The following is a 20,961-nucleotide window of genomic DNA, read 5'->3' as shown; positions in this document are numbered from 1 at the left end:
CGCGTGCCAGCATTCGGCGTCCGGCCCCGGCGTGGCGGAGGAACGGAACTGCTGCGCGGCTGGGGCTATCGGGCGTCATGGGGAACCGCACTCCTCGTAGAAAAGCTGCAGGGCCGTTTGTAGCGGCCCCGCTGAGAGCAGGCCATCGTGGAGGGAACGATGGCCCACCCGTACCACATCAGAACTTGAAGGTGAAGGCCACCTGATAGTTGCGTCCGCTCTTGTACACGCCGAGCGGGGTGCGCTTCTCGGTGTCGTACCAGTAGTAGGTATCGTCGAGCAGGTTGGTGGCACTGAGGGTGACGCCGAACAGTTCGTTGATCTGGTAGCCGGCGATCAGGTCGAGCTGCTTGTATGTGTCGGCGTATACAGAGGAGTTCTGGCGCCCGACCTGGTTGAAGTACTCCGAGCGATAGCCGTAGTTCACGCGCACGTTGAACGGGCCCCTTTCGAAGTACGGGGTTATCGTGTAGGCGTGTTCGGAGACGTACGGCAGAAACAGTTCGGTGCTGGTATCGGTATCGGTATAGGTGTAGTTGGCATTGATGCCGAAACCGCTGTCGAACGCCTGCTGATAGTTCAGCGCAAGGCCGGTAGCCGTGGCATCGGCGACGTTGATCGGGCGGCTGATGGAATAGACGCCGGACACCCCGGAAATCGGATTGGTCAACTGCTGCTCAGTGGTGTCGGTCACGACGTAGTTGCTGATGTCGCGCCGGAACAGTTCAGCGGCGAACATGCTGCTCGGAGCGAAGTACCACTCGAACGTCAGGCCGTAGTTGGTGGCCTCGTAGGGTTTCAGGTCGACATTGCCGCCGCCGCCGGTAAATTCCTGATCGTTGAGATCCAGCGTTCCGGCCAGTTGGCCGTAGCGCGGGCGGGCCATCACCTTGGCCGCGGAGAAGCGCGTCACCATGTCTTCGCTCAGGTCGTAGGCCACGTTGAAGCTCGGCAGCGGCTTGTAGTAGCTGCGGTTGGCCAGCGCCCGATCATAGCTGCCTGAGTTGTTGTTGACCCAGTACAGCGACTTGTCCGACGTGTCGACATAGCGCACGCCGAGGTTGCCGCGCCACTTGCCCGACTCGAAGTTCGCCTGCGCGTAAAGCGCGGTGGTGATTTCCTTGACGTCGAAGGAGGGGCCGTAGTTGAAGTTGTAGGGGCCGCGCGGCTCCAGTGTATTGAAGTAGGCGATGGCCTTGCCCAAGTCGGCCACCGGCCACGACGCCAGGTCGCCGCCCGCACCCAGGCCGTCGTAGAGACCGCTGGGCGACAGCCCGCCCAGGATCTCGGTCAGGTTCAACGCCGAGACCACGTCCACCGCGTTCCCCCGCGAAGACACGCCGTTGTCGTGATTGGTGTACTTGTAGCCCAGTTGGACCTGGTGGATGGGACCCCATTCCACGTCCTGCGTGGCATCGAACTGGAAGTAGCGTTCCTTGTCGCGGCTGGTCTCATAGTACTGCCCGCCGTACTGCTGGCCGGGGGCCAGGCCCCAGTTGGACGCATCGTTGTTGTCGTAGTTCACGATGGTGTGCTTGGCGTCGTATTCGAAGTCGAATCCGCCGCTCAGCAGCAGCGTCTTCATCAGGTACTCCGGATCCTTACCGCCCTTGGCGCTGGTCGTGCCCGCCTGGGTGGTGAACGTCCAGTTGTCGCCGTACCAGTCGTGGCGCAGGTGCAAGCTCCTGGTCTCGACCTGGCTCTCGCGCAGGTTGAAATCGTGCTGCGCATAGGCGTCGCCGTCGACGTCGGCGGCGACCACGTAGCCGTCCTCGATGGTGGCGCTGGTGATCTGGCCCAGGCTGCAGGCCGGGCAGACGTAGCGCGCCTGGCTGAAGTTGTCGTATTTACCTTTGACGTAGATGCCGGTCAGGTTGAACTCGTTGCGCTCATTGGGCTTCCACTGCAGCGCTGCCTGCAGGCCGTCGCGCTCGCGGTCCTGCTGGAAATAGGAACTGCTGATGCCGACCGGCAGCAGGGCCTCTGCGGGATCGCCTTCGCCGGTGATCGTGGCGGTGGCGGGCAATCCGGTGGCGTAGCCCCAGTACTCGATGCCGGCGCGGGAAATGCTCTGCTTGTCGTGGGTGGCCGAGACCAGGAAGCCGAAATCCTCGGCGTCGTTCTTCCAGCTCCACAGCGCCGAGGCGCGTGGATTGCCGTCTTTCGAGCGGTCGTTGTAGTTGTAGCCGACAGAACCGCGAATGGTGTTCTTGGGCAGGTCCAGCGGCTTGCGGGTGTGCACGATCACGGTGCCGCCGATCGAGCCTTCGTCGATGCGCGCTTCGGGGGTCTTGTACACCTCCATCAGGCCGATGATCTCCGGCGACAGCAGGGTGTAGTTGAAGGTGCGGCCGCTGGTGTCGGTGGGGTTGCCGCCCCAATCGCCGGAGGCGATGGTCTGGCCGTTGATCAGCACCCGGTTCAGCGCCGGGTCGGTGCCGTTGATGCTGACCTTCTCGCCTTCGCCGAACTGGCGGTCGACGGTAATGCCGGGCAGGTGCGCCAGCGATTCGGCGGCGTTGGTGTCGGGGAATTTGCCGATGTCTTCGGCGCTGATCGCGTCGACGATGGCATTGGCCGACCGCTTGACCGCCTGGCTTTTTTCCAGGGAGCCGCGGTAGCCGGTGACGGTGACCGTGTCCAGCTGCGTGGCTTGCTCCGTGGGACTGGGCGCCTGGCTGGCTTCCTGCGCATGGGCGTTGAACGACAAGCAGGCGACGATGGCTGCCGACAGTGCTGACTTGCGGTATTTCATGCCACTCTCCCGATCAATCAATTGAATGCTGAGATAGTTGTGTAGTTGATGAGCTGCTGTTGCTCCTTGATTTCCACACCGGGCGCCGAATGCGCCCCCTCCGTGTCTGTGGTGTTGCGATTGCCTGTATTCCCTAGTCCAGATACCAATGCGCTGCGCCGATCACGCCCAGCTGTCCGTGCTCGATCAGGCGCACGGGAATACGCTCCAGCGCCGCGCGCATCGGCCCCTTGTTGAGGTAGCGCGCGACGAAGTCGCTGTTCAGAAGGAAATCGCGGATCTGCGACGGGATGCCGCCGGCCAGGCGGATGCCGCCCTGCACGCCGTAGGTCAGCGCCATGTCGCCGACCACGCTGCCGAGGAAGCCGCAGAAGGTGTCGAGGGTTTCGCGTGCGAGCGCGTCGTCACCGGCCTGCGCGGCTGCGGTGATGCGGCTCGGTGTGGACAACGCGGGTTTCGTGTTGCGCAGTACCGCGAGCGCGTTGTACAGGTTGAGGATGCCGGGACCGGACAACACGTGTCCGATCGTCACGTGCGCATGCTGTTTCAGCAGTTGCGCCAGCAGCGCCAGTTCGAGTTCGTTGCCGGCCGCCAGCGCAGCCTGGCCGGCCTCGGTGGCCAGCACGAAGGGACGTTCGCCGCTGCGGGGAATCCACACCGCCGCACCAAGGCCGGTCCCCGGGCCCAGCACCAGCACCGGGCCGCGCACCAAGGCTTCGTCCGGTCCGGTGATGCGGGTGGTCTCGGAAGCGGGGAGGGTGGCCGCGGCGTAGGCCACGGCCTTGAAGTCGTTGACCAGGCGCAGGTCGGCGAAGCCCAGGCGCTCACGGGTCTCCCGGATCGACAGCGGCCACGGCAGGTTGGTGGTGATGACCGTACCGTCGTCCAGCTCGTAGCCGGCGCTGGCGACTACGCCGCGGTCCACCTCGCCGCCACCGTGTGCGGCGAGGAACCCGGCGATCAAATCGACGAGCGACGCGTGTTCAGTGCAGTCGTACTTGCGGAACGCCAGCACTTCGATCGGCTGCCCGGAAGCTCCGGCGCGCACCAGCGCCAGGCGCGCATGGGTGCCGCCGACATCTGCGGCGAGGAACGGCGTGCCGTTCAGTAGTGAACCCGTTGTGGCTGGATCGACCATTGCGAGCACGCTTCTCCCATCCCCGGATCCGCCATGGCGCCCGATGGGGCGCCCGACATGGCCCGAGTTTGGATCGATCCAAACAACGATGTCAATGGCCCGTCATCGATTTGTGTCATGGCAGGGTCGGATAACTGGCGACCTGCCTGTTCATCTACTCAGGGTTCTGGATTGGTACGGAATTTGTTGGTATTTTGCCGTTTAGAACGTTCCAATGAGCCGAACAGCCGGAATTACCTAGGAGTAGGGTAGACGTCCTAGAGAATGCCCATCGGGGCCGGTCGGCGGCAATGGAAGGTGGCGGACGAAAAGCGGAACCGGTGAAACCGGAACCGATGACAACGTAAGTCACGCCTACGTTGATGCGGCGCTCGAGGCGTACATGAACGAGGCTGGTGATCGCTAAGGGAGTCTCGCTACCTGTACATCCTGTACTTCGCTGTGCGCGGCCATCGCGCCGCCATACACGCCTGAACCAAGCCGGGAGCCAGATCGACGCCATGCGCAGATCCACCATCAAGGACGTCGCCGAACGCGCCAAGGTCTCGCTGAAGACCGTATCCCGGGTGATCAACAACGAATCATCGGTGGCGCAGGCCACGCGAGCGCGCGTAGCGCAGGCGATCGCCGAGCTCGACTACGAGCCGGATCCGTCCGCGCGCAACCTGCGCAATGGCTTGTCGTCCGTGATCGGCCTGGTCTACGACAATCCCAACCCGTATCACATCATCGCGATGCAGAAGGGCGTGCTCGCCGCTTGCCGCGAGACCGGCTTCGCCCTGCAGATCCAACCGACGGACTCGACTTCGCCGCTGCTGGCCGACGAGCTGGCCGAGTTCGTGCAGCGCTCGCGCCTGGCCGGATTGGTGCTGACCGCGCCGATGTCCGAGCGCAAGGATCTGGTCGACGCGCTGGCCGAGCGTGGCATCGCGCTGGTGCGGATCATCGCCGCGACCGAGGACCCGGACGACGGCCTGTGCGTCTACGTCGATGACCGCAAAGCGGCCTACGAGATCACCGAGCACCTGATCCAGCTCGGCCACCGGCGCATCGGTTTCCTGTGGGGCGGCCCACAGCACCGTTCCAGCGGCGAGCGCCACGCTGGCTATGAAAAGGCGCTGAAGGACTACGGCATCACCGTCGACAAGCACCTGGCGGTGCCCGGCGACTACACCTTCGACGACGGCTTCCGTGGGGCGCGGCGCCTGCTTGCGCTGCACGAGCCGCCGACCGCGATCTTCGGCAGCAACGACGAGATCGCCGCCGGTGTGCTGGCCGCGGCCAAATCCGCGGGCATTGATGTGCCGTACGAACTTTCCATCGCCGGCTTCGAGGACAGCCCGTTCTCGCGCCAGTCGTGGCCGCAGCTGACCACCGCCAAGCAGGCCACCGAGGCCATCGCCCGACAGGCCGCGCGCCTGCTGATCGCCGGCTTGCGCCGGCACGTCTACGCCGACAACCCGACGCCGCCGCGCAACCAGGGCTTTTTGCCGCAGTTGGTGGTGCGCGGATCGACCGCGCCGCTGCGTCCGCGCTCGACGCCGGCAAAGCCGAAGTAGAGCAGGGCGCGCGATCGCGCAGGCCTGCGAGTCGTCGCAGATGGCCGCGAGGGCCGCGCCCGCATGAAGGGGCAGGGCACCCGCTACGCGGATGGAGCCGGATCGCTGCCCTGTAGCTCCGGCAGGAACAGCGTGCGCTGTCCGACACCTGCAGCGTCGGACGTCATCGGTGGTGTTGGAAATGGCACCTCGACCGAATCTGATCCAGCCCAAGGGAAGGATGATCCGGTTGGCGATCTAGCCCTATAGTCGCCTCACTGCATCGGGGGGTGGGGTATGAAGGGAATCGTTATCGTCGCGCTGTTGATGGCCGCGGCGCCCGTTGCGGCGCAGTCCATTCACAAGTGCGTAAGCGCTTCAGGTGAGACCTCGTACCAGTCCGATCCGTGCCCGGCTGGTCAGCAGGTCGCCAAATCGTGGGACGCCTCTCAGCCACACGTACCGCCTTCCCGGCAGCGCCGTATCGATCGTGATCTCGGTGCCGCTCGGCTCGCTGCCGACCAACGCCGGCAGCAGTTGCACGGTGCTTCCGGGGGCGCCTCTCATCGGCCGCCTTCGGCGTCCAGCGTCAACCGCCAGAGCTGCCAAGCTGCGAAGGCTCGTCGCGATCGCTGGTTGGCCGACAATCCTAAACGCACCTTCGTGCAGCGGCGCAGCATGGACGATATGGTCTATCAGGCCTGCAAGCCGTAGCCGGAAACTGGCCCGCGCTGCGGGCCGCTGATGCACGAGACCAGGCCGCGACCGGCCGGGCGCCAGCCTTTCCATAAGCCGTGCAGCGCGCAACGGTTGTGCACGACGCGATCGTAGTGTTCGCCGGAATGGCAGCAGACGGGCAATCGACCGTAGCAAGTAGCAACAAGCGGGCGGTGAGGATCCTGGCCCGGGCCCTCACCCGTGATCTATTACTTCGCATAATGTAGAGAGGGGATTAGTGAAAACGCCGCCATATCAGCGTTTTCCGCGAAGCCCGGAAGGGTATACACGGCGAGCATAACGACCCCGAGCGTCGCGACCTTCGCCACGCTCGGGCTGACTCGGTCCAACACTGATTCCAGCGCCTTGCGTACCGCGGTGGTCTTCACGGCGTCCATCTGAATTCCGATCAGCCATGGTCCAGGGTCAGCGATGTGGGCCATCTCGCAGAGTTGCAGGGCTCGTTCTTCGGGCATTGGGGAGCCGATGCCTTTGCGCCACTGGCTAAGTGTGACCTCGTGAACGCCAAGGGCGTTGGCGAGTGCGCGGTAGGTTTTGAAATCGCACGCGCTTTTCACTTCGTCGATCAGCTGTGATGCGTATCCCATGGCGTGCTCCGTGGTGACCGTTCGTCGGGAAATTACGCGAATTACCTTAGTCCCTCTTGACAGCCAAGGCAACTTGCCTAAGCTGTCGGCAGCTTAGGTCTATGGCCTAAGCGGGCCGACCCGCCGGGGACAGGCCCCGGCGGTTCCCCCGCCGCCGCAGTCCCCGGCACTACGGGAGGGGTAGGGGACATGATCGATTACCGGCTTGAGTTGGCCGCCGCTGTCCAGCGGCATGACCGCGTCTGCAATGACCTGTTTTTTGAGAGGCACCACGGCACACCCGGGAATGCCGCGATGGTTGCTTGGTTGGAGCAGACGCAGCGCGCTAGTGAAGCGCGCGTGCAAAGCGTTCTGAAAATCCTTCGCACGGTCGACCCCGTGTTTGTCACGGAGTGGGAGAGGGAGCAGGCCCTTAGCGATCTGACGCCGGGCCGCTCGTCATGAGCGCTCCTATGGAGCACGTCATCGCCGCCGCCGCCGATGCGGCCTTTGACCGGTACGAGGAAGCCAGCGCACGCGCGGCCCGGTACCTGACCGGCGCACAGCTGGAACTGTTCGACACCGTATCCGCAGAGGCCGCTGAGTGGCGCGGCATCTGGCTCGCCTGTGAGCGGGAGCGGCAGGCATGAGCTGGATGCTGACCCTCTCGTGGATTTGCGGCGTGATGGCCGGGTGGGGCGTGTGTCGACTGTTCTGGCTCCGCGATCGCGTCGAAATGGAAGCGCTGTCGCGTGAGAACTGTTTCCGCGAAGACCTCGCGCGGATCAATGCCGAACTCGATACGGAGCGTCGACATGGCTGCTGACGGCACCTTTTCCCCGGTTCCGACCGGTGAAAAGTCCCCGGAGGGGGCGATTGGCCCGAGGAGTAACACGGGCCAAAAGGGGGGTGCAGGGGCGCTCATCGACTACTGCACCGTCGTTTTGCCCGAAAGCTCTATCGAAGACCACGGCGTGACTTGGCTGCCGAACCTGATTGGTCAGCTGTTCGGCACGAACGGCGCCATCGTCGTGGGATCGATCCGCAATAAGCCCTGGCAGTTCTACAGCCAGAGTGCTGTGTTGCTCGATCGCGAGGGCGAGATGGTCGGCCGTGTTGGCCTAGGCGGCAACGGCAGCACGATCTGCGTTTCGTTGTCCGGCGCCGGCTGTCGCTGGGTCACGCGCTGGGACAACGTTGCGAAAGCTGTCGAGCGGTGGCGCGGCAAGCTTTCCCGTGTCGATGTGGCTTACGACGATTACGACGGCGAATGCCTCGACGTTCATGCGCTCCGCGAGCGCGCAGCGCAAGGCGATTTTGCCAGCGGCGGCCGCCCGCCAATGCATCGGTTTCTCTCCGATGAGGGGCACGGGACAGGTTGCACGCTCTACGTTGGTGCGAAGGGTCACAAGGAACTGTGCGTCTACGAAAAGGGCAAGCAACTTGGCCTGAAAACATCGCCATGGGTGCGTGCCGAGGTGCGCATGTACGGCAAGCACACCGCGTTGCCGCTCGATGTGTTGACCCGGCCTCTCGACTATCTCCGCGGCGCCTACAGCGTCCTGCAGGAAATCATCACCGGTTTTTGTACCCGCATCCGCACCACGCGCAAGGCTGTCGAAGCGACCGGCACTGCCATGGTCGAGTGGATGCATCGCCAAGTTGGTCCCGCAATCAATCTTCTACGCGAAGCGTTCGGCGCCAGTTGGGCCGACTTCGCAGAGGTCCACATCGCCCGCGAAGGTCACCCGGGCAGATTCCGTGGAGTAGCCAAAGGTGACCGCCTCGCACAACTGATGAGAGAAGAGCTATGCCCATCGTGACCGTGAAATCCTCCGCCGTCGAAGAACGCCAGATCACTGGCGGCAAGATCATCCGCAGCCAGACCGCAGGTCTTGACCTGGGCAACGGCTTCGCGTTGCCGTTCCGCGTTGGCATCGGCAACCGCCCGGCATATCAGCCCGGCGAATACGACATTGACCCGAAGTCGTTTGGCCTGACCCAGTACGGCGACCTGATGCTCAATCGTTTCGTGGACCTCGTGCCGATCGGTGCGAAGCCCGCGCCGGCCGGTAAGTAAGCCATGGCCCGCCGAGTCTACGAATGCCTGACGTACGACACGGCGACCGCGACGTGTACGCAAGCAGCGTTCGTCGAGCGGGCCAATTTTCCGGAGTTGTCCGTTGCGGATGCTTACCAGCTGTTGAGTGCGGCGTTGCTGCTATTCGTCGTGTGCTGGGGCTGGAAGCGTCTGGAACGGCAGACCGGTCCTCGCGGTTAACCGCCACCGCCCCGGTTGAAAGGGTGGCTCACATGAAAGGAGAAGGGCTATGACGTTCGACGTTGCAGATGCTGTTGCCGCACTCGCCGCGATCACGGTGGGCGTGGGCTTGATCGGCGCCGCCAAGCTGCTTCCCGCCGCCGCTGCGGTGGGCTGGAAGTGGATGAAGGCGACCATCTTCGGCTAAGCCGAACCTCGCGGGGGCTTCGGCCCCCGCATTTTTTCGGAGTGCGGGCAATGGCTGGTTGGTTTGTTCTCTTTGTCGGCTTGATGGCCTTCGGCATCTTGTTCGGGGATGACTGAAATGCGTTGGTTCACGCGCACGATCATTCGCCGCATCGTCTGGATTTTGACTGGGATCGCGGTGTACGCCGCTCTGTCGTTTCTCGGCATTGGTAACGCACATGCACAGCAGGTGCCCGATTATTCAAGCTGCTATAGCGCGATCAATCAGGCGCCGTGGTGCCCGGATGAGGGAGAAGCGTTTGCAGCTGCGCAGCAGCGTGCACAGGCACACATTTCGGGGAGCGTCGACACCATTTGCCCGCCGGTCATCACGTCGCATAGCCATTCGCTCTATGGCGCTTACTTCCGCGTGACCCTGAATGTGCGCCGTTCGGGTCTCGATGGTCCGTGCACGGGTGCAGGTGGTGGCGTTGTCGACGTGGCGCGTCAGTATCCGGCGGGGAACATCTGCGCGAATCGTCCGACCAGTGAAATCAACGTCAACACATCGCTGGTGCAGGTTCCCGGGTCAACGTGCATCAGTGGTTGCAAGTTCAACATCGGCGCGGATTTGTGTACTACCGTGACTGAGGGGCCTAACGTCGGTCATTGGTGCAACTACTTGCAGACGCCGACGGGTGCGACGTGCACCGATGGCCAGTGGAAGCCGCCGGAGCATCAGGAGCCGCCGCAGGAGTGTCCTGGCGGGCAAAAGAAGCTGCCTGATGGCACGTGTGGTGAGCAGGGCGAGTGTCCGGTAGGGCAGCACGACGTCAACGGGGAATGCCAACCCGACGGGCAATGTCCGGCTGGTCAGGTGAAGGCGCCGGATGGTAGTTGCACGGGTGAGGGGTGCCCCTCAGGAATGGCGAAAGGCAAAGACGGTACCTGCAAGAAAGATAGCGACGGCGACGGCGAGCCTGACGAGGACGAGGACGAAGATGGCGACGGCGAACCGGACGGCCCCGGCGACAAACCCGAGTTCTCCGGCGGGGAAAGTTGCGAGACGCCGCCCACGTGTAGCGGCGACGCGATCATGTGCGGTCAGGCGAAGATTCAATGGCGCATCGAGTGCAACACGCGCAAGAAGCGCCATATCAGCGGCGGGCACTGCGGCGCAGGTGGCGTGCCGATCTGCACGGGTGAGCACTGTGATTCTATGGAGTATTCGCAGCTGCTACAGGCGTGGAACGCTCGCTGTGCGTTGGAGAAGATGCTAGGCGATGGTGACGGCCCTGGTGGTGGCGGGGCGGATATGTCGGGCGTTGAGGATCGGCTAGACGGTATTGCTGACTTTCTTGGCGGTGATGGTAATTGCCTTGCCAGCGAAGAGGGTTGTGGTCCGGGTGAGAGTCCTTGGCAGGAGGGCGACCCAGAAGGGGAGTCTTGGGCTTCGGGCATTGCTTCGAATGGCACGTGTCCCGCTCCGGTGTCCACGACGATCACGGTGGCCGGTCATAGCGCGCCGATTGAGTTTTCGTTCCAGCCAATCTGCGATTTCGCGGGCTATCTGCGCTACGTCCTGATTGCCTCCGCGACGTTGCTTGGTGGGTTCATTGTTGCTGGTTTGAGGAGTCAAGCCTGATGCCTTGGTTGGGTGCACTGCTAACAAATCTGCTTGGCGGATCGATTGCCACCATGTTGTTCGGCGCAGGCTTGGCGCTGACGACGTATGCGGTGTCGAAGCCGTTGATACTCTCCATGCTTACGGAAGCTGCTACGCGCTTCAACAACATTGGTGGCTCGCTATTGCAGGTGATGCTGATTGCTGGCCTGGGTGAAGTGGTGACGATCATCGGTTCGGCCATCCTTACCCGTTTGGGGATTCAGGCGGCACGGGTGATGCTAGTGAGGCGCTCGGCATGATCATTCTGATTACGGGTCAGCCGGGCAATGGTAAGACCCTTCGTGCAATGGCGTTGATGCTCGAAGAGTACGAGCGCAATGCCGAAGCGGTGAAGCAGGGTAAAGAGGAGTCGCGCCGATTCTTTTCGAACGTCGCCGGGTCCACTACTGCGGAGAACCAGGACGCGTTTCCGTGGGTCGAGGCGATGCCCGATCACAACGATTGGACGCAGCTTCCGCACGGCGCCTATGTGCTGCTCGATGAGGCGCATGCGGATGGCAAGACGCCCGGCTTGGAACGCTACGGTCATCTCTTTCCGTCCACTGGTCGCCCCGGCGAGTCGGACGACATGCGCATTCGCGCCATGTCTACGCATCGCCATGGTGGTTACGACTTGGTGTTGATGACGCAATGGCCGACTAAGTTGCATCACCAGCTGCGCACGTTGGTGGGTAAGCATATCCACATGAATCGTGCGATGGGCTTGCAGCGTGCTGGCGTGTTGACTTGGACGCGGACGCAGGTTGATCCCTACGACGAACGCCAGCGGGAGAAGGCGGAGGAAGAAATTTGGGTCTATCCCAAAGACTTGTATGGTCGCTACAAGAGTGCCACGTTGCACACCGCTACTTACAAGTTCAAGGTGCCCCGCAAGATATGGGGGGCACTGTCCATGCTGCTGGTTGCGCTGTTGGTGGGTTGGGGACTGTGGTTGTTCGTGTTCAAGCCGGATGCTGCTGCGTCTGTCAGTAGCGAAGATACGTTGGAGGGGTCGGCGGCCCTAGGGCAAGCGCCTTTAGGCGCGGCCGGGCCGCCCCGTACGTCTGATGATGGTGAGGTTCGGTGGTTGTCGAGCACTGACTACGCTGAGGATCATTTGCCGCGATTTGCGACGATGCCTTGGACGGCTCCGGTGTTCGATCAGCGACAAGTGACGGTAGATCCGTTGCTGTTGTGCATGTCGGGCGAGGGCGGGGTAGATGCGAACGGCGAATGGCGTGAAGCTGGCTGCACCTGTCTGACAGAACAGGGCACGCAATATGACATCGGCCAGGGAGAGTGTCGCCGCGTCGCACGCCGCGGCATGCCCTACAACCCGTACCGGGCGCAGGCACAGTCGCAGCAGATGTACCAGCAGGTGCCGCAGCACGTCGAGGCGCCCCGGCTGGTTTCGGCGCCTGTCGTGGGCGGGGGCATGGTCGGAACGGCTCCACGGCCCGATTTGGACCCTAGTTTCGGCACGATGACGCGTCCAGCGCTCAAATAGGCGGCTACACTCCCGAGCAGGGGGTGTCCAATGCGCGATGATCGTGGTGAATTTCCGTTTTGGTCGATGGTGCTGGCGGTGCTGCTGGCACTGATCGCGCATGATCTGTTGCGGCTCGCGGTCGGCGCGTACATGGCTCGTGGGGCGGTCGCTGAGTTCACGCGGCAGGTTCAATCGATGCCGCAGCCATCTTCATCGCCGCCGGCATCTGCCTCTCGTCAGCGATCGGTGTCGGTCGAGTTGCCCAGGTATCCCGGCCCGATCAGTGCCAAGGCCTCCGGTGCGGAGATTGCGTGCATTAACGGCGCTCAGGCGCGTCGTGTAGCCAATGGCTGGGATCAGGACACGCGGAAGCGCTGTCAGGCGTACTCACCCTGACCGTAGCCCCGGGCCCGCCTGCGGGCCGCTGACGCCTTATCCCGCCCGGGTTCCGAAGCGTTCGGCGTGCCAGTCCGAGTTTCGGACACGAAGCACCGTCACCACGTCCTGCCGAACCGCTTTTCTCTGCGCGTTGCGGGCGCGGGTGGCGTCGCGGCGCTGCTCGATGGCGACACGCCATGCGAGCCCTTCAAGGCGCTGTGGGCTGAAATGTTCGCCAGTCGGTGAGATGAGGTCGCGGCCGGCCAGCCGCCAGCCTTTCCACGGCCCGGTGAGATGGACGTGGTTGTGAACGGTGCGCGCGTAGCGTTCCTCGGCGCACCAGTTCGGGCAGGGTTGGCCCTCAGGCCAGCATGGCGGGCGTGCCATCATCGTTCCTCCTGGACAGATGGCAGGCCAGCACTACAGCCGCAGCCGTGACCAATACGGCAAACTTCGCATAATGTAGATTATGTAAAATTACAGTTGGGTCCGATGCGGAGCAATGTCGCGCTGTTTGCCGGTTACGAGGCCTTGGCACCGCGCGGTCCCGTTGCGGCGCGCACGCCGCCCGTCCCCGCCAGCCGCAGCGCATTGCCCACCACCGAGACCGAGCTCAGGCTCATCGCCAGCGCGGCGATCATCGGGCTGAGCAACAGGCCGAACGTCGGATATAGCGCGCCCGCGGCGATCGGTACGCCGAGGGCGTTGTAGAGGAAGGCGAAGCCCAGGTTCTGCTTCATGTTGCCGACGGTCGCCTCGGAGATGGCACGGGCACGGAGAATGCCGCCCAGGTCGCCCTTGACCAGGGTCACCTGCGCGCTGGACATGGCGACGTCGGTGCCGGTGCCCATGGCGATGCCGACGTCCGCCGCCGCCAACGCCGGCGCATCGTTGATGCCGTCGCCGGCCATCGCCACGCTGCGGCCCTCGCGTTTGAGGCGCTGCACGAGCTCGGCCTTGTCCTGCGGACGCACCTCGCCGTGGACCTCATCGATGCCGAGCATGCCCGCCACCGCCGCGGCCGTGCCTTGCGCGTCGCCGGACGCCATGACGATGCGAATTCCCGCGGCGCGCAATTCGTCGAGCGCATGCGGCGTGGTCGCCTTGACCGGATCGGCGACCGCGATCGCGCCGGCGACCCGGCCGTCGACGGCCAGGAACACTACCGTCGCGCCCTGCCCGCGCCAGCGCTCGGCAGCGCCGGCGAGCGCCTGGGCGTTGCCGCCGATCTCGTCCATCAGGGCGGCGTTGCCCAGCGCCAGGTCGTGCCCGGCGGCCCGTCCGCGCACGCCGCGGCCGGTGATCGAGTCGAAGTCCTCGGTACGCTCAAGCTTGATGCCACGCTCGCGTGCCTCGGCGAGGATGGCTTTCGCCAGCGGATGTTCGCTGCCCTGCTCCAGGCTGGCGGCGAACTGTAGTACCCGGTCGGGCTCGAAGCCTTCCGCCACCGCCACGTCGCGGAAGGCGGGACGCCCCTCGGTCAAGGTGCCGGTCTTGTCGACGACCAGGGTGTCGATCCGGCGCAGCCGCTCGATCGCCTCGGCATCGCGGAACAGCACACCGGCCTGCGCCGCGCGGCCGCTGGCGACCATGATCGACATCGGCGTAGCGAGGCCGAGCGCGCACGGACAGGCGATGATCAGCACCGAGACGGCATTGAGCACGGCGTAGGTCCACGACGGTTCGGGGCCGAGCAAGCCCCAGCCGAACAGCGACAGCACCGCCACGACCAGCACCGTCAGCACGAACCAGCGCGCCACCTTGTCGGCCATGCGCTGCATCGGTGCGCGCGTCCGCTGCGCCTGCGCCACCAGCTGCACGATCTGCGACAGCACGGTGTCCGCGCCCACCTTCTCCGCGCGGATCACCAGGCTGCCGGTGCCGTTCATGGTTGCGCCGATGACCTTTTCCCCCGGTTGCTTCTCCACCGGCATCGGCTCGCCGGTCAGCATCGACTCGTCGACATGGGAACGGCCGTCATCGACCATGCCGTCCACCGGCACCTTCTCGCCCGGCCGCACGCGCAGGCGGTCGCCAGGATGCACGTGCTCGAGCGGAATGTCCTCTTCGGTACCGTCATCGGAAATCCGGCGCGCGGTCTTCGGCGCCAGGCCCAGCAGCGCCTTGATCGCCGCCGAGGTTCTGGAGCGCGCGCGCAATTCCAACACTTGGCCGAGCAGCGTCAGCGAGACGATCACCGCCGCCGCCTCGAAGTACACGCCGACCCGGCCGTGCTCATGGAACGAGGCCGGAAACAGACCTGGGGCAACGGTCGCGACCACGCTGTAGCCGAACGCGGCCCCGACGCCGATCCCGATCAGCGTCCACATGTTGGGGCTGCGGTTGCGGATCGACTGCAGGCAGCGCTGGAAGAACGGCAGGCCGGCCCACAGCACCACCGGCGTGCTCAGCACCAGTTCCAGCCAGGTGCGCGCCTCGACCGGAAGCCCGTCGATGCGCTGGCCGAACATCGCCAGCACCAGCACCACCAGGGTCAGCGGCAGCGTCCACCAGAAGCGTCGGCTGAAATCGCGCAGTTCCGGGTTGTCGTCCTCTTCCAGGCTCGGCATTTCCGGTTCCAGCGCCATGCCGCAGATCGGACAGGTGCCCGGCCCTTGCTGGCGGATCTCGGGATGCATCGGGCAGGTGTAGATCGCGCCCGGCGGCGCCGCGGGCGGCTCGGGTTGCGGCGCTAGGAATTTCTCGGGATCCGCCACGAAGCGCTCGCGGCAGCGCGCGGAGCAGAAATGGAACGCCGTGCCGGCGTGGCTTGCATGGTGCGCCGTCGAGTGCGGATCGACCTGCATACCGCAGACCGGATCGATGGCCGTTTCCGCGCCTTGTGGTGCTTCGTGTGCGTGGCCGTGCGTGGAATGCGAAGAGCTGGAGGTCGGATTCATGGCGTGTCCTCGTCGAGCGCGTGCAGAATCGGGCACTGCGCCAGGGCGCCGTGACCCGGACAGGACGCCAGCAATGCCTTCAGGCCGTCGCGGATGCGGTCGAGTTCGGCGAGCCTGGTCTCGACGTCGACCAGCTTGTCGGCGGCCGCGGCTTTCATGCCCGCCATGTCGTCCTCGCGCCGGCCCGACAGCGCCAGCAGCTCGCGGATCTCGGCCAGGGTGAAGCCGAGCGTCTTGGCGCGGCGGATGAAGTGCAGCCGGGCCACGTCGTCCTCGCCGTAGCTGCGATAGCCCGATGCGAGCCGTCTGGGCGGCGACAGCAGGCCTTCGCGTTCGTAATAGCGCAGGGTGTCGATGCCGACTTCCGCGCGGCGGGCGAGTTCACCGATCTTCATCTCGTTCTTCGTGCGATTTCCGGCCGGATGTGGCGTCGCGGAGGAGTCTGCAGCCTGGACCCTGGTCCAGAGTCAAGCCCCGAATCGTGCGAATCCCGTGCCGGGCGACGGTTCACGGCGACGTCGCTTCCGCATCCTCCCCGCCATGCCGGGAGAACACGCCGGTCGTGCCGTCGCGCGCCACCAGCTCGACCGCATAGGGCTGCACCGTGCCGTCGGGCACTTCCATCCCCGGCGAGCCGAGCGGCATGCCGGGCAACGCCAGGCCGCGGGCGTCGGGACGCTCGGCCAGCAGGCGCTTGATATCGGTGGCCGGGACATGGCCTTCGACGAAATAGCCCGCGACCTCGGCCGTGTGGCACGAGCCCTTGCCGGGCGGGATGCCGACCCGGGTCTTCACCGGGTCCAGGTTGTCGACGTCGCGGACCGTCACCTCGAAGCCGGACTGCCGCAGATGATCGACCCAGTGCGTGCAGCAGCCGCAGCTGGGGCTCTTGTGGACCACGACCGGCGGCAGGCCGTTCGCCGCGACCACGACCGCGGCTGCGGCTGCGGCAGTATCGGTGTGTGCGCTGCCGGCATCGGTCGCCTGCACACAGGCGGTGATTGCGGACATCGAGGCCAGCAGGATGGTGATCAGTGCGATGCGGTTGTGCGACATGCGTTCCTCCATTGCTCGGTTCAATGCTGATGGTCGTGGTCTTCATGCCCGGCCGGCGGCGATTCGCGTGTCGCGGGGTCGGTGTGAATGTGAGCGTCCGCTTCCGGCGTGGTGCCGTGGCCGGCATGGGCGCCCTCCCCTCCTGCCGCAGCGTCGCCATGGTCGTGGCCTTCGGATTCACCGTGGTTGCCGGGCTCGCCGTGGCCTCCGGATTCGCCGCCGCCGTGCGAGTGGCCTTCGCTGCGCTCCACCAGGTCGCTGTAACCATTGGGATCCAGGTCCGGCAGCTGCTGGAGGAACGCGGCCATGTTCCAGATGTATTCGTCTTCCATGCTCCGGCCCCAGGCCGGCATGCCGGTGGCCTTGATGCCGTGCTTGATCACCCAGAAGGCGCGGCGCGGATCGATCCTGAGATCGTCCAGCCTGGGCGGCGCCGGATACAGCCCGGCGCTCAGCTCGGTTTCCGCGATACCCGGCGCCAGATGGCAGACCGCGCACATTGCATCGTAGTTGCCGGCGCCCTGCAGGATGCGCGCCGGATCGTCCAGGTCCGGCACCTGCAACGTGCGCGTCCGCCGCTCGATGGAACGGTCGCGCATTGTCGCCAGCAGCGCACCGATCGGGCGGGTGTGTGGATCGTCCGCGGCGATGTCGTAGATACCGGACCAGACGAGGCCCGCGGCCGCCGATCCGGCGACGACGAGCAGCACGGCCAGGGCAAGCAGGAACGATTTGAATGTGTGCGTCATGGCGCGTCCTCCCGATCAGAACCAGATGCGCACGCCCGCGACCACGCGGGTGTCGTCGACGTCTTCCGATTCGGCGCGGCGCAGGTCGGCGGTATCGCCGAACGCACGCTCGTGCACGATGCCGACGTAGGGCGCGAACCGGCGGGTGAACTCGTAGCGCAGGCGCAGCCCCGCCTCGGCCGTGCCGAGTCCCGAGCCGATGCCGCGCGCGGGATCGTCCTTGCCGAAGAACGCGGCCTCCAGCCGCGGCTGCAGGATCAGGCGATTGGTCAGCAGCAGCTCGTACTCCACCTCCAGTCGCGCGGCGGTCTGGCCGCCCTCCCCCAGGTAGGCGGTCGCCTCGACTTCGAACCACTGCGGCGCCAGTCCCTGCACGCCGACCGCCACGAAACTCTGCGACGCGCCTGGCGCGAAATCGTGGCGGACGCCCGCGACCACGTCCCACCACGGCGACACGCTGTGGCCGTAGAGCGCTTCCAGGCTCGCCGACTCGGTCGCGTCGCGGTGGCGCTCGCCCTCGCTGCGCAGCCACAGCCGGTCGAGGTCGCGGCCGATCCAGCCCTGCCCTTCCCATGCCATGCCCGTGCCGGGGTCCGCGTCCCAGGCTTCCAGGCGATCGAGCAGGAAATACGAATGGACGGCGTTGTCGTGCACGCTGTGGCCGGCGACGTCGGGAAACGCCGCACGGCGATCGGCGTCGGTGAGTGCCGGAACCGGTTCTCTGGGTTCGGTCGCGGGTATGGCATGGCCCATCGCCGCGTGCTCGTCCTGCATGGCGGAATGGTCGTGCTCCGCGTCGGACTGCCCGTGTTGCATCTTCGAATGGTCGTGTTCCGTTTGCGGGCGATCGTGCTTCATTTCCGAATGATCGTGTCCGGTCTTCGAACGGTCCGCCTCCATCGCCGAATGATCGTGTCCGGCCTTCGGCCGATCCTGCTTCATCGCGGAATGTTCGTGCGTCGTCTCCTGCGCGGCCACGGCACCGCTCGACAGCACGATGCCGAGCGCGACCGCCAGCACCAGCGTCGTCGGGCGATAGGTCTTCATGCGCATGGTGTTCACTCCTCCACCCGCACTTCGCGGAACATGCCGGCTTCCATGTGGTAGAGCAGATGACAGTGGTAGGCCCAACGCCCCAGCGCGTCGGCGCGGACACGGTAGCTGCGTCGGCTGCCCGGCGGCATGTCGATGGTGTGCTTGCGCACCAGGAAGTCGCCCTGCTCGTCCTCCAGGTCGCTCCACATGCCGTGCAGGTGGATGGGATGGGTCATCATCGTGTCGTTGACCAGGACGATGCGCATGCGCTCGCCGTAGTTCAGGCGCAGCGGCTCGGCGTCCGAGAACTTGATGCCGTCGAACGACCAGGCGAACTTCTCCATGTGGCCGGTCAGGTGCAGTTCGACCGTGCGGCCGGGATCGCGGCCGTCCGGGTCCTCGAACAGGCTCCGGAGCGCGCCGTAGGTCAGGACCTTGCGGCCGTTGCCGCGCAGGCCGATGCCGGGATCGTCGAGTTTCGGCGCCGGCGACATGGTCTGCATGTCGACCAGCGGATTGCCGGTCTCGCTGGCGGGGTGTCGCTGCATTTCGCCCATCGCGTGTTCCCGGGCGGCCGGCGTGCCGTGGTCGCCGTGATCCATGCCCTGCATCGAAGCCATGTCGTGTCCGCTGTGGTCCATCCCCTGCATCGACGACATGTCATGGTCGGCGTAGTCATTCTGTGCGTCATTGCCCGCGGCAGGCGTCGCCATATCGTGCCCGCTGTGGTCCATGCCGCCATGCCCCATGTCGTCCATGGTGAGGATCGGACGCGGGTCGACAGCCGGCACGGGAGCGCGCAGGCCTTCGCGCACCGCCAGGGTGCCGCTGACGTGGCCGGTGCGTCCCATGTCCTGGGCGAAGATCGTGTAGGCATCCTGGCCCGAGGGTTCGACGATCACGTCGAAGGTCTCGGCCACGGCGATGCGGAACTCGTCGACCGTCACCGGATGCACGTTCTGCCCGTCTGCGGCGACCACGGTCATCTTCAGCCCGGGAATGCGCACGTCGAAATAGGTCATCGCCGAGCCGTTGATGAAGCGCAGCCGCACCTTCTCGCCGGAACGGAACAATGCTGTCCAGTTGCCCAACGACGTGGTGCCGTTCATCAGGTAGGTGTAGGTGTGGGCGTTGACGTCCGAGAGGTCAGTGGGCGTCATCCGCATTGCGCCCCACATGCGGCGGTCGGCGGCGGTCGCGGCGAGCCCGTCCTGGCGCACGTCGCGGAAGAAGTCGCCGACGGTGCGCTGGTAGTAGTTGTCGTGCTCGGACATCTTCTTCAGCCGCGCGAACAGGGTGGCCGGATCCAGGTCGGTCCAGTCGTTGAGCAGGACCACGTAGTCGCGGTCGTAGGCGAACGGTTCGGGCTCGGCCGGGTCGATGATCAGCGCGCCGTACAGGCCGGCCTGCTCCTGGAACGCGGAATGGCTGTGGTACCAGTAGGTGCCGCTCTGGCGCACGTCGAACCGGTAGCGGTAGGCCTCGCCGCGCTGGATGCCGTCGAAGCTGAGGCCCGGTACGCCGTCCATGTCGGCCGGCAGCAGGATGCCGTGCCAGTGGATCGAGGTCGAATGGCCGTGGATCGAGCCGTGCGGCAGCGCATTGGCCACACGCAGCTGCACGGTGGTGCCTTCGCGCCAGCGCAGCACCGGCGCCGGAAGCGAGCCGTTGACGGTGATTGCGGGCCGTACGCGGCCGGTGATGTTCATCGGCGTCTCGCCGATGACGAGGTCGAACTCGGTGCCGGCGAGCACGGTGTCGTGGCCGGGCGACTTCAGCGCCCAGCCGGGCCTTGGCCACAGGCCGAGACCGGCAATCGCGCCGCCCGCGGCGAGCCCCTGGACGAAGCGGCGGCGGGACGGCCTGATCGGCGCGCCCTGCCCCGGACGGGTGGGATCGAATGGCATTGGATAGCTCCGTGAAAACGTCGAGGAACGGCGCCTTCGTGAGACGCCGGACAGCGCGCCATGCGCACCGGTCCGCGCATCGCGGCGGCCGGAACGCGGGCGAACGGCGCCATCGGCGCCGGACGATCAGGCGATCGGAGGTCGGATCAGATGCGAAAGTGCCGGAGCGGCATGGCCGGGCCTCGCAGGCCGAGCGTCGCAGTCGTGCGCGGGCACCGCGTCGTACTGCGACGCGGCGGGAACGGCGGCCTGACCCTGGTGCATGCAGGTGCCGCGGCACAGGCCGGACTCGCAACAATCGCAGGCGAGGTCCGGGGTCTCGGTAGGCGGCTCGTCGTTCGGCGATTGGGAGCCCGGCAGGCTCGCACTCGACGGGGAGCGGGCCGCGGCGGCGGCGGACTCGCTGGTGCCGTGCTTTTGCTGATGACAAGGCACATCCTTCGCCGCAGTCCGGGCGGCCGGCGTGACGACGTCGGCGGCGGAAGCGGAAGCGAGCGAATGCTCCATCGGCATCGACGCGGATGCCAGCGCGTAACCCGACCCGTTCAGGATCAGGCCGAGGCAGAGCAACATGCGCAGCAGGATGGACCAGGCGGACAT

At 65.5% G+C, this 20,961-nt stretch carries 23 protein-coding genes; 12 read left to right on the top strand and 11 right to left on the bottom strand.

The window, feature by feature from the left end:
- Nucleotides 1-178 precede the first annotated feature (178 nt).
- Nucleotides 179-2,755 (bottom strand): TonB-dependent receptor, encoded by a 2,577-nt coding sequence (locus FXO19_RS02595; protein ID WP_149193485.1) that lies wholly within the window; start codon nt 2,753-2,755, stop codon nt 179-181.
- 133 nt (nt 2,756-2,888) lie between these two features.
- Nucleotides 2,889-3,893, bottom strand: coding sequence for a glucokinase (locus tag FXO19_RS02590; RefSeq protein WP_149193484.1), 1,005 nt, complete (start codon nt 3,891-3,893; stop codon nt 2,889-2,891).
- 500 nt (nt 3,894-4,393) lie between these two features.
- Between FXO19_RS02590 and FXO19_RS02585 the strand changes: the two genes are divergently transcribed.
- Entirely contained in the window at nt 4,394-5,452 is a 1,059-nt protein-coding gene (locus FXO19_RS02585; protein WP_149193483.1) for a LacI family DNA-binding transcriptional regulator, read from the top strand.
- A 276-nt stretch (nt 5,453-5,728) separates the two neighbouring features.
- On the top strand, nt 5,729-6,145 hold the full coding sequence (locus FXO19_RS19785; RefSeq protein ID WP_149193482.1) for a DUF4124 domain-containing protein: 417 nt from the start codon (nt 5,729-5,731) through the stop codon (nt 6,143-6,145).
- A 212-nt stretch (nt 6,146-6,357) separates the two neighbouring features.
- Here FXO19_RS19785 and FXO19_RS02575 read toward each other — a convergent pair whose 3' ends face one another.
- Nucleotides 6,358-6,756: a hypothetical protein gene (locus FXO19_RS02575; protein ID WP_149193481.1), complete on the bottom strand. Its 399-nt coding sequence runs from the start codon at nt 6,754-6,756 to the stop codon at nt 6,358-6,360.
- A 189-nt stretch (nt 6,757-6,945) separates the two neighbouring features.
- Here FXO19_RS02575 and FXO19_RS02570 point away from each other — a divergent pair, with 189 nt between their 5' ends.
- The 10 genes from FXO19_RS02570 to FXO19_RS02535 all read left to right on the top strand — a co-directional run bounded on the left by FXO19_RS02570 (nt 6,946) and on the right by FXO19_RS02535 (nt 12,732).
- On the top strand, nt 6,946-7,200 hold the full coding sequence (locus tag FXO19_RS02570) for a hypothetical protein (protein ID WP_149193480.1): 255 nt from the start codon (nt 6,946-6,948) through the stop codon (nt 7,198-7,200).
- A gap of 8 nt (nt 7,201-7,208) precedes the next feature.
- Nucleotides 7,209-7,385, top strand: coding sequence for a hypothetical protein (locus tag FXO19_RS19075; protein WP_187775594.1), 177 nt, complete (start codon nt 7,209-7,211; stop codon nt 7,383-7,385).
- On the top strand, nt 7,382-7,561 hold the full coding sequence (locus tag FXO19_RS02565; protein WP_149193479.1) for a hypothetical protein: 180 nt from the start codon (nt 7,382-7,384) through the stop codon (nt 7,559-7,561). Before FXO19_RS19075 ends, FXO19_RS02565 begins: the two co-directional genes overlap by 4 nt.
- Nucleotides 7,551-8,558, top strand: coding sequence for a replication initiation factor domain-containing protein (locus FXO19_RS02560; protein ID WP_149193478.1), 1,008 nt, complete (start codon nt 7,551-7,553; stop codon nt 8,556-8,558). Before FXO19_RS02565 ends, FXO19_RS02560 begins: the two co-directional genes overlap by 11 nt.
- The gene (locus FXO19_RS02555) at nt 8,546-8,815 is read left to right on the top strand and encodes a single-stranded DNA-binding protein (RefSeq protein ID WP_149193477.1); all 270 of its coding nucleotides are present in this window, start codon (nt 8,546-8,548) and stop codon (nt 8,813-8,815) included. Before FXO19_RS02560 ends, FXO19_RS02555 begins: the two co-directional genes overlap by 13 nt.
- Before the next feature lie 250 nt (nt 8,816-9,065).
- Nucleotides 9,066-9,203, top strand: coding sequence for a major capsid protein (locus tag FXO19_RS19070; RefSeq protein ID WP_187775593.1), 138 nt, complete (start codon nt 9,066-9,068; stop codon nt 9,201-9,203).
- Nucleotides 9,204-9,320: 117 nt separating this feature from the next.
- The gene (locus tag FXO19_RS02550; protein ID WP_149193476.1) at nt 9,321-10,826 is read left to right on the top strand and encodes a virulence factor TspB C-terminal domain-related protein; all 1,506 of its coding nucleotides are present in this window, start codon (nt 9,321-9,323) and stop codon (nt 10,824-10,826) included.
- On the top strand, nt 10,826-11,107 hold the full coding sequence (locus tag FXO19_RS02545; protein ID WP_149193475.1) for a DUF2523 domain-containing protein: 282 nt from the start codon (nt 10,826-10,828) through the stop codon (nt 11,105-11,107). The genes FXO19_RS02550 and FXO19_RS02545 overlap by 1 nt, the downstream gene beginning before the upstream one ends.
- Nucleotides 11,104-12,354: a zonular occludens toxin domain-containing protein gene (locus FXO19_RS02540; protein WP_149193474.1), complete on the top strand. Its 1,251-nt coding sequence runs from the start codon at nt 11,104-11,106 to the stop codon at nt 12,352-12,354. Before FXO19_RS02545 ends, FXO19_RS02540 begins: the two co-directional genes overlap by 4 nt.
- Before the next feature lie 30 nt (nt 12,355-12,384).
- The gene (locus FXO19_RS02535) at nt 12,385-12,732 is read left to right on the top strand and encodes a hypothetical protein (RefSeq protein WP_149193473.1); all 348 of its coding nucleotides are present in this window, start codon (nt 12,385-12,387) and stop codon (nt 12,730-12,732) included.
- A gap of 36 nt (nt 12,733-12,768) precedes the next feature.
- On the opposite strand, the gene FXO19_RS02530 is transcribed toward FXO19_RS02535, so the two are convergent.
- The 8 genes from FXO19_RS02530 to FXO19_RS02495 form a co-directional block, all read right to left on the bottom strand.
- Entirely contained in the window at nt 12,769-13,104 is a 336-nt protein-coding gene (locus tag FXO19_RS02530; RefSeq protein ID WP_149193472.1) for a DUF3653 domain-containing protein, read from the bottom strand.
- Between the two features lie 131 nt (nt 13,105-13,235).
- The gene (locus tag FXO19_RS02525; RefSeq protein WP_149193471.1) at nt 13,236-15,614 is read right to left on the bottom strand and encodes a heavy metal translocating P-type ATPase; all 2,379 of its coding nucleotides are present in this window, start codon (nt 15,612-15,614) and stop codon (nt 13,236-13,238) included.
- Nucleotides 15,611-16,009 (bottom strand): heavy metal-responsive transcriptional regulator, encoded by a 399-nt coding sequence (locus FXO19_RS02520; protein WP_149193470.1) that lies wholly within the window; start codon nt 16,007-16,009, stop codon nt 15,611-15,613. Before FXO19_RS02520 ends, FXO19_RS02525 begins: the two co-directional genes overlap by 4 nt.
- Before the next feature lie 112 nt (nt 16,010-16,121).
- Nucleotides 16,122-16,670 carry a DUF411 domain-containing protein gene (locus FXO19_RS02515; protein WP_149193469.1) on the bottom strand — a complete coding sequence of 183 codons (549 nt, stop codon included), beginning with the start codon at nt 16,668-16,670 and terminating at the stop codon, nt 16,122-16,124.
- Nucleotides 16,671-16,690: 20 nt separating this feature from the next.
- Complete coding sequence (locus tag FXO19_RS02510; protein WP_149193468.1) at nt 16,691-17,419, bottom strand: c-type cytochrome; 729 nt, start codon at nt 17,417-17,419, stop codon at nt 16,691-16,693.
- A 15-nt stretch (nt 17,420-17,434) separates the two neighbouring features.
- Nucleotides 17,435-18,472 (bottom strand): copper resistance protein B, encoded by a 1,038-nt coding sequence (locus FXO19_RS02505; RefSeq protein WP_149193467.1) that lies wholly within the window; start codon nt 18,470-18,472, stop codon nt 17,435-17,437.
- Nucleotides 18,473-18,477: 5 nt separating this feature from the next.
- Nucleotides 18,478-20,361: a copper resistance system multicopper oxidase gene (locus FXO19_RS02500; RefSeq protein ID WP_149193466.1), complete on the bottom strand. Its 1,884-nt coding sequence runs from the start codon at nt 20,359-20,361 to the stop codon at nt 18,478-18,480.
- A 126-nt stretch (nt 20,362-20,487) separates the two neighbouring features.
- Nucleotides 20,488-20,961 carry a CopL family metal-binding regulatory protein gene (locus tag FXO19_RS02495; RefSeq protein ID WP_149193465.1) on the bottom strand — a complete coding sequence of 158 codons (474 nt, stop codon included), beginning with the start codon at nt 20,959-20,961 and terminating at the stop codon, nt 20,488-20,490.

The sequence above is a fragment of the Luteimonas suaedae genome (genome assembly GCF_008312895.1).
In the GTDB taxonomy this organism is placed as follows: Bacteria; Pseudomonadota; Gammaproteobacteria; order Xanthomonadales; family Xanthomonadaceae; genus Luteimonas; species Luteimonas suaedae.
This window is presented reverse-complemented; position numbering and strand designations above follow the sequence as displayed.

What these genes read in the sequence shown, in the direction of transcription:
- FXO19_RS02525 (WP_149193471.1), bottom strand. Translation starts at nt 15,614, where the DNA reads ATGAATCCGACCTCCAGCTCTTCGCATTCCACGCACGGCCACGCACAC.
- FXO19_RS02535 (WP_149193473.1), top strand. Translation starts at nt 12,385, where the DNA reads ATGCGCGATGATCGTGGTGAATTTCCGTTTTGGTCGATGGTGCTGGCG.
- FXO19_RS02585 (WP_149193483.1), top strand. Translation starts at nt 4,394, where the DNA reads ATGCGCAGATCCACCATCAAGGACGTCGCCGAACGCGCCAAGGTCTCG.
- FXO19_RS19070 (WP_187775593.1), top strand. Translation starts at nt 9,066, where the DNA reads ATGACGTTCGACGTTGCAGATGCTGTTGCCGCACTCGCCGCGATCACG.
- FXO19_RS02515 (WP_149193469.1), bottom strand. Translation starts at nt 16,670, where the DNA reads ATGTCGCACAACCGCATCGCACTGATCACCATCCTGCTGGCCTCGATG.
- FXO19_RS02550 (WP_149193476.1), top strand. Translation starts at nt 9,321, where the DNA reads ATGCGTTGGTTCACGCGCACGATCATTCGCCGCATCGTCTGGATTTTG.
- FXO19_RS02590 (WP_149193484.1), bottom strand. Translation starts at nt 3,893, where the DNA reads ATGGTCGATCCAGCCACAACGGGTTCACTACTGAACGGCACGCCGTTC.
- FXO19_RS02555 (WP_149193477.1), top strand. Translation starts at nt 8,546, where the DNA reads ATGCCCATCGTGACCGTGAAATCCTCCGCCGTCGAAGAACGCCAGATC.
- FXO19_RS02595 (WP_149193485.1), bottom strand. Translation starts at nt 2,755, where the DNA reads ATGAAATACCGCAAGTCAGCACTGTCGGCAGCCATCGTCGCCTGCTTG.
- FXO19_RS02540 (WP_149193474.1), top strand. Translation starts at nt 11,104, where the DNA reads ATGATCATTCTGATTACGGGTCAGCCGGGCAATGGTAAGACCCTTCGT.
- FXO19_RS02520 (WP_149193470.1), bottom strand. Translation starts at nt 16,009, where the DNA reads ATGAAGATCGGTGAACTCGCCCGCCGCGCGGAAGTCGGCATCGACACC.
- FXO19_RS02495 (WP_149193465.1), bottom strand. Translation starts at nt 20,961, where the DNA reads ATGTCCGCCTGGTCCATCCTGCTGCGCATGTTGCTCTGCCTCGGCCTG.
- FXO19_RS02530 (WP_149193472.1), bottom strand. Translation starts at nt 13,104, where the DNA reads ATGATGGCACGCCCGCCATGCTGGCCTGAGGGCCAACCCTGCCCGAAC.
- FXO19_RS19075 (WP_187775594.1), top strand. Translation starts at nt 7,209, where the DNA reads ATGGAGCACGTCATCGCCGCCGCCGCCGATGCGGCCTTTGACCGGTAC.
- FXO19_RS02510 (WP_149193468.1), bottom strand. Translation starts at nt 17,419, where the DNA reads ATGACGCACACATTCAAATCGTTCCTGCTTGCCCTGGCCGTGCTGCTC.
- FXO19_RS02560 (WP_149193478.1), top strand. Translation starts at nt 7,551, where the DNA reads ATGGCTGCTGACGGCACCTTTTCCCCGGTTCCGACCGGTGAAAAGTCC.
- FXO19_RS02500 (WP_149193466.1), bottom strand. Translation starts at nt 20,361, where the DNA reads ATGCCATTCGATCCCACCCGTCCGGGGCAGGGCGCGCCGATCAGGCCG.
- FXO19_RS02575 (WP_149193481.1), bottom strand. Translation starts at nt 6,756, where the DNA reads ATGGGATACGCATCACAGCTGATCGACGAAGTGAAAAGCGCGTGCGAT.
- FXO19_RS02545 (WP_149193475.1), top strand. Translation starts at nt 10,826, where the DNA reads ATGCCTTGGTTGGGTGCACTGCTAACAAATCTGCTTGGCGGATCGATT.
- FXO19_RS02565 (WP_149193479.1), top strand. Translation starts at nt 7,382, where the DNA reads ATGAGCTGGATGCTGACCCTCTCGTGGATTTGCGGCGTGATGGCCGGG.
- FXO19_RS02505 (WP_149193467.1), bottom strand. Translation starts at nt 18,472, where the DNA reads ATGCGCATGAAGACCTATCGCCCGACGACGCTGGTGCTGGCGGTCGCG.
- FXO19_RS02570 (WP_149193480.1), top strand. Translation starts at nt 6,946, where the DNA reads ATGATCGATTACCGGCTTGAGTTGGCCGCCGCTGTCCAGCGGCATGAC.
- FXO19_RS19785 (WP_149193482.1), top strand. Translation starts at nt 5,729, where the DNA reads ATGAAGGGAATCGTTATCGTCGCGCTGTTGATGGCCGCGGCGCCCGTT.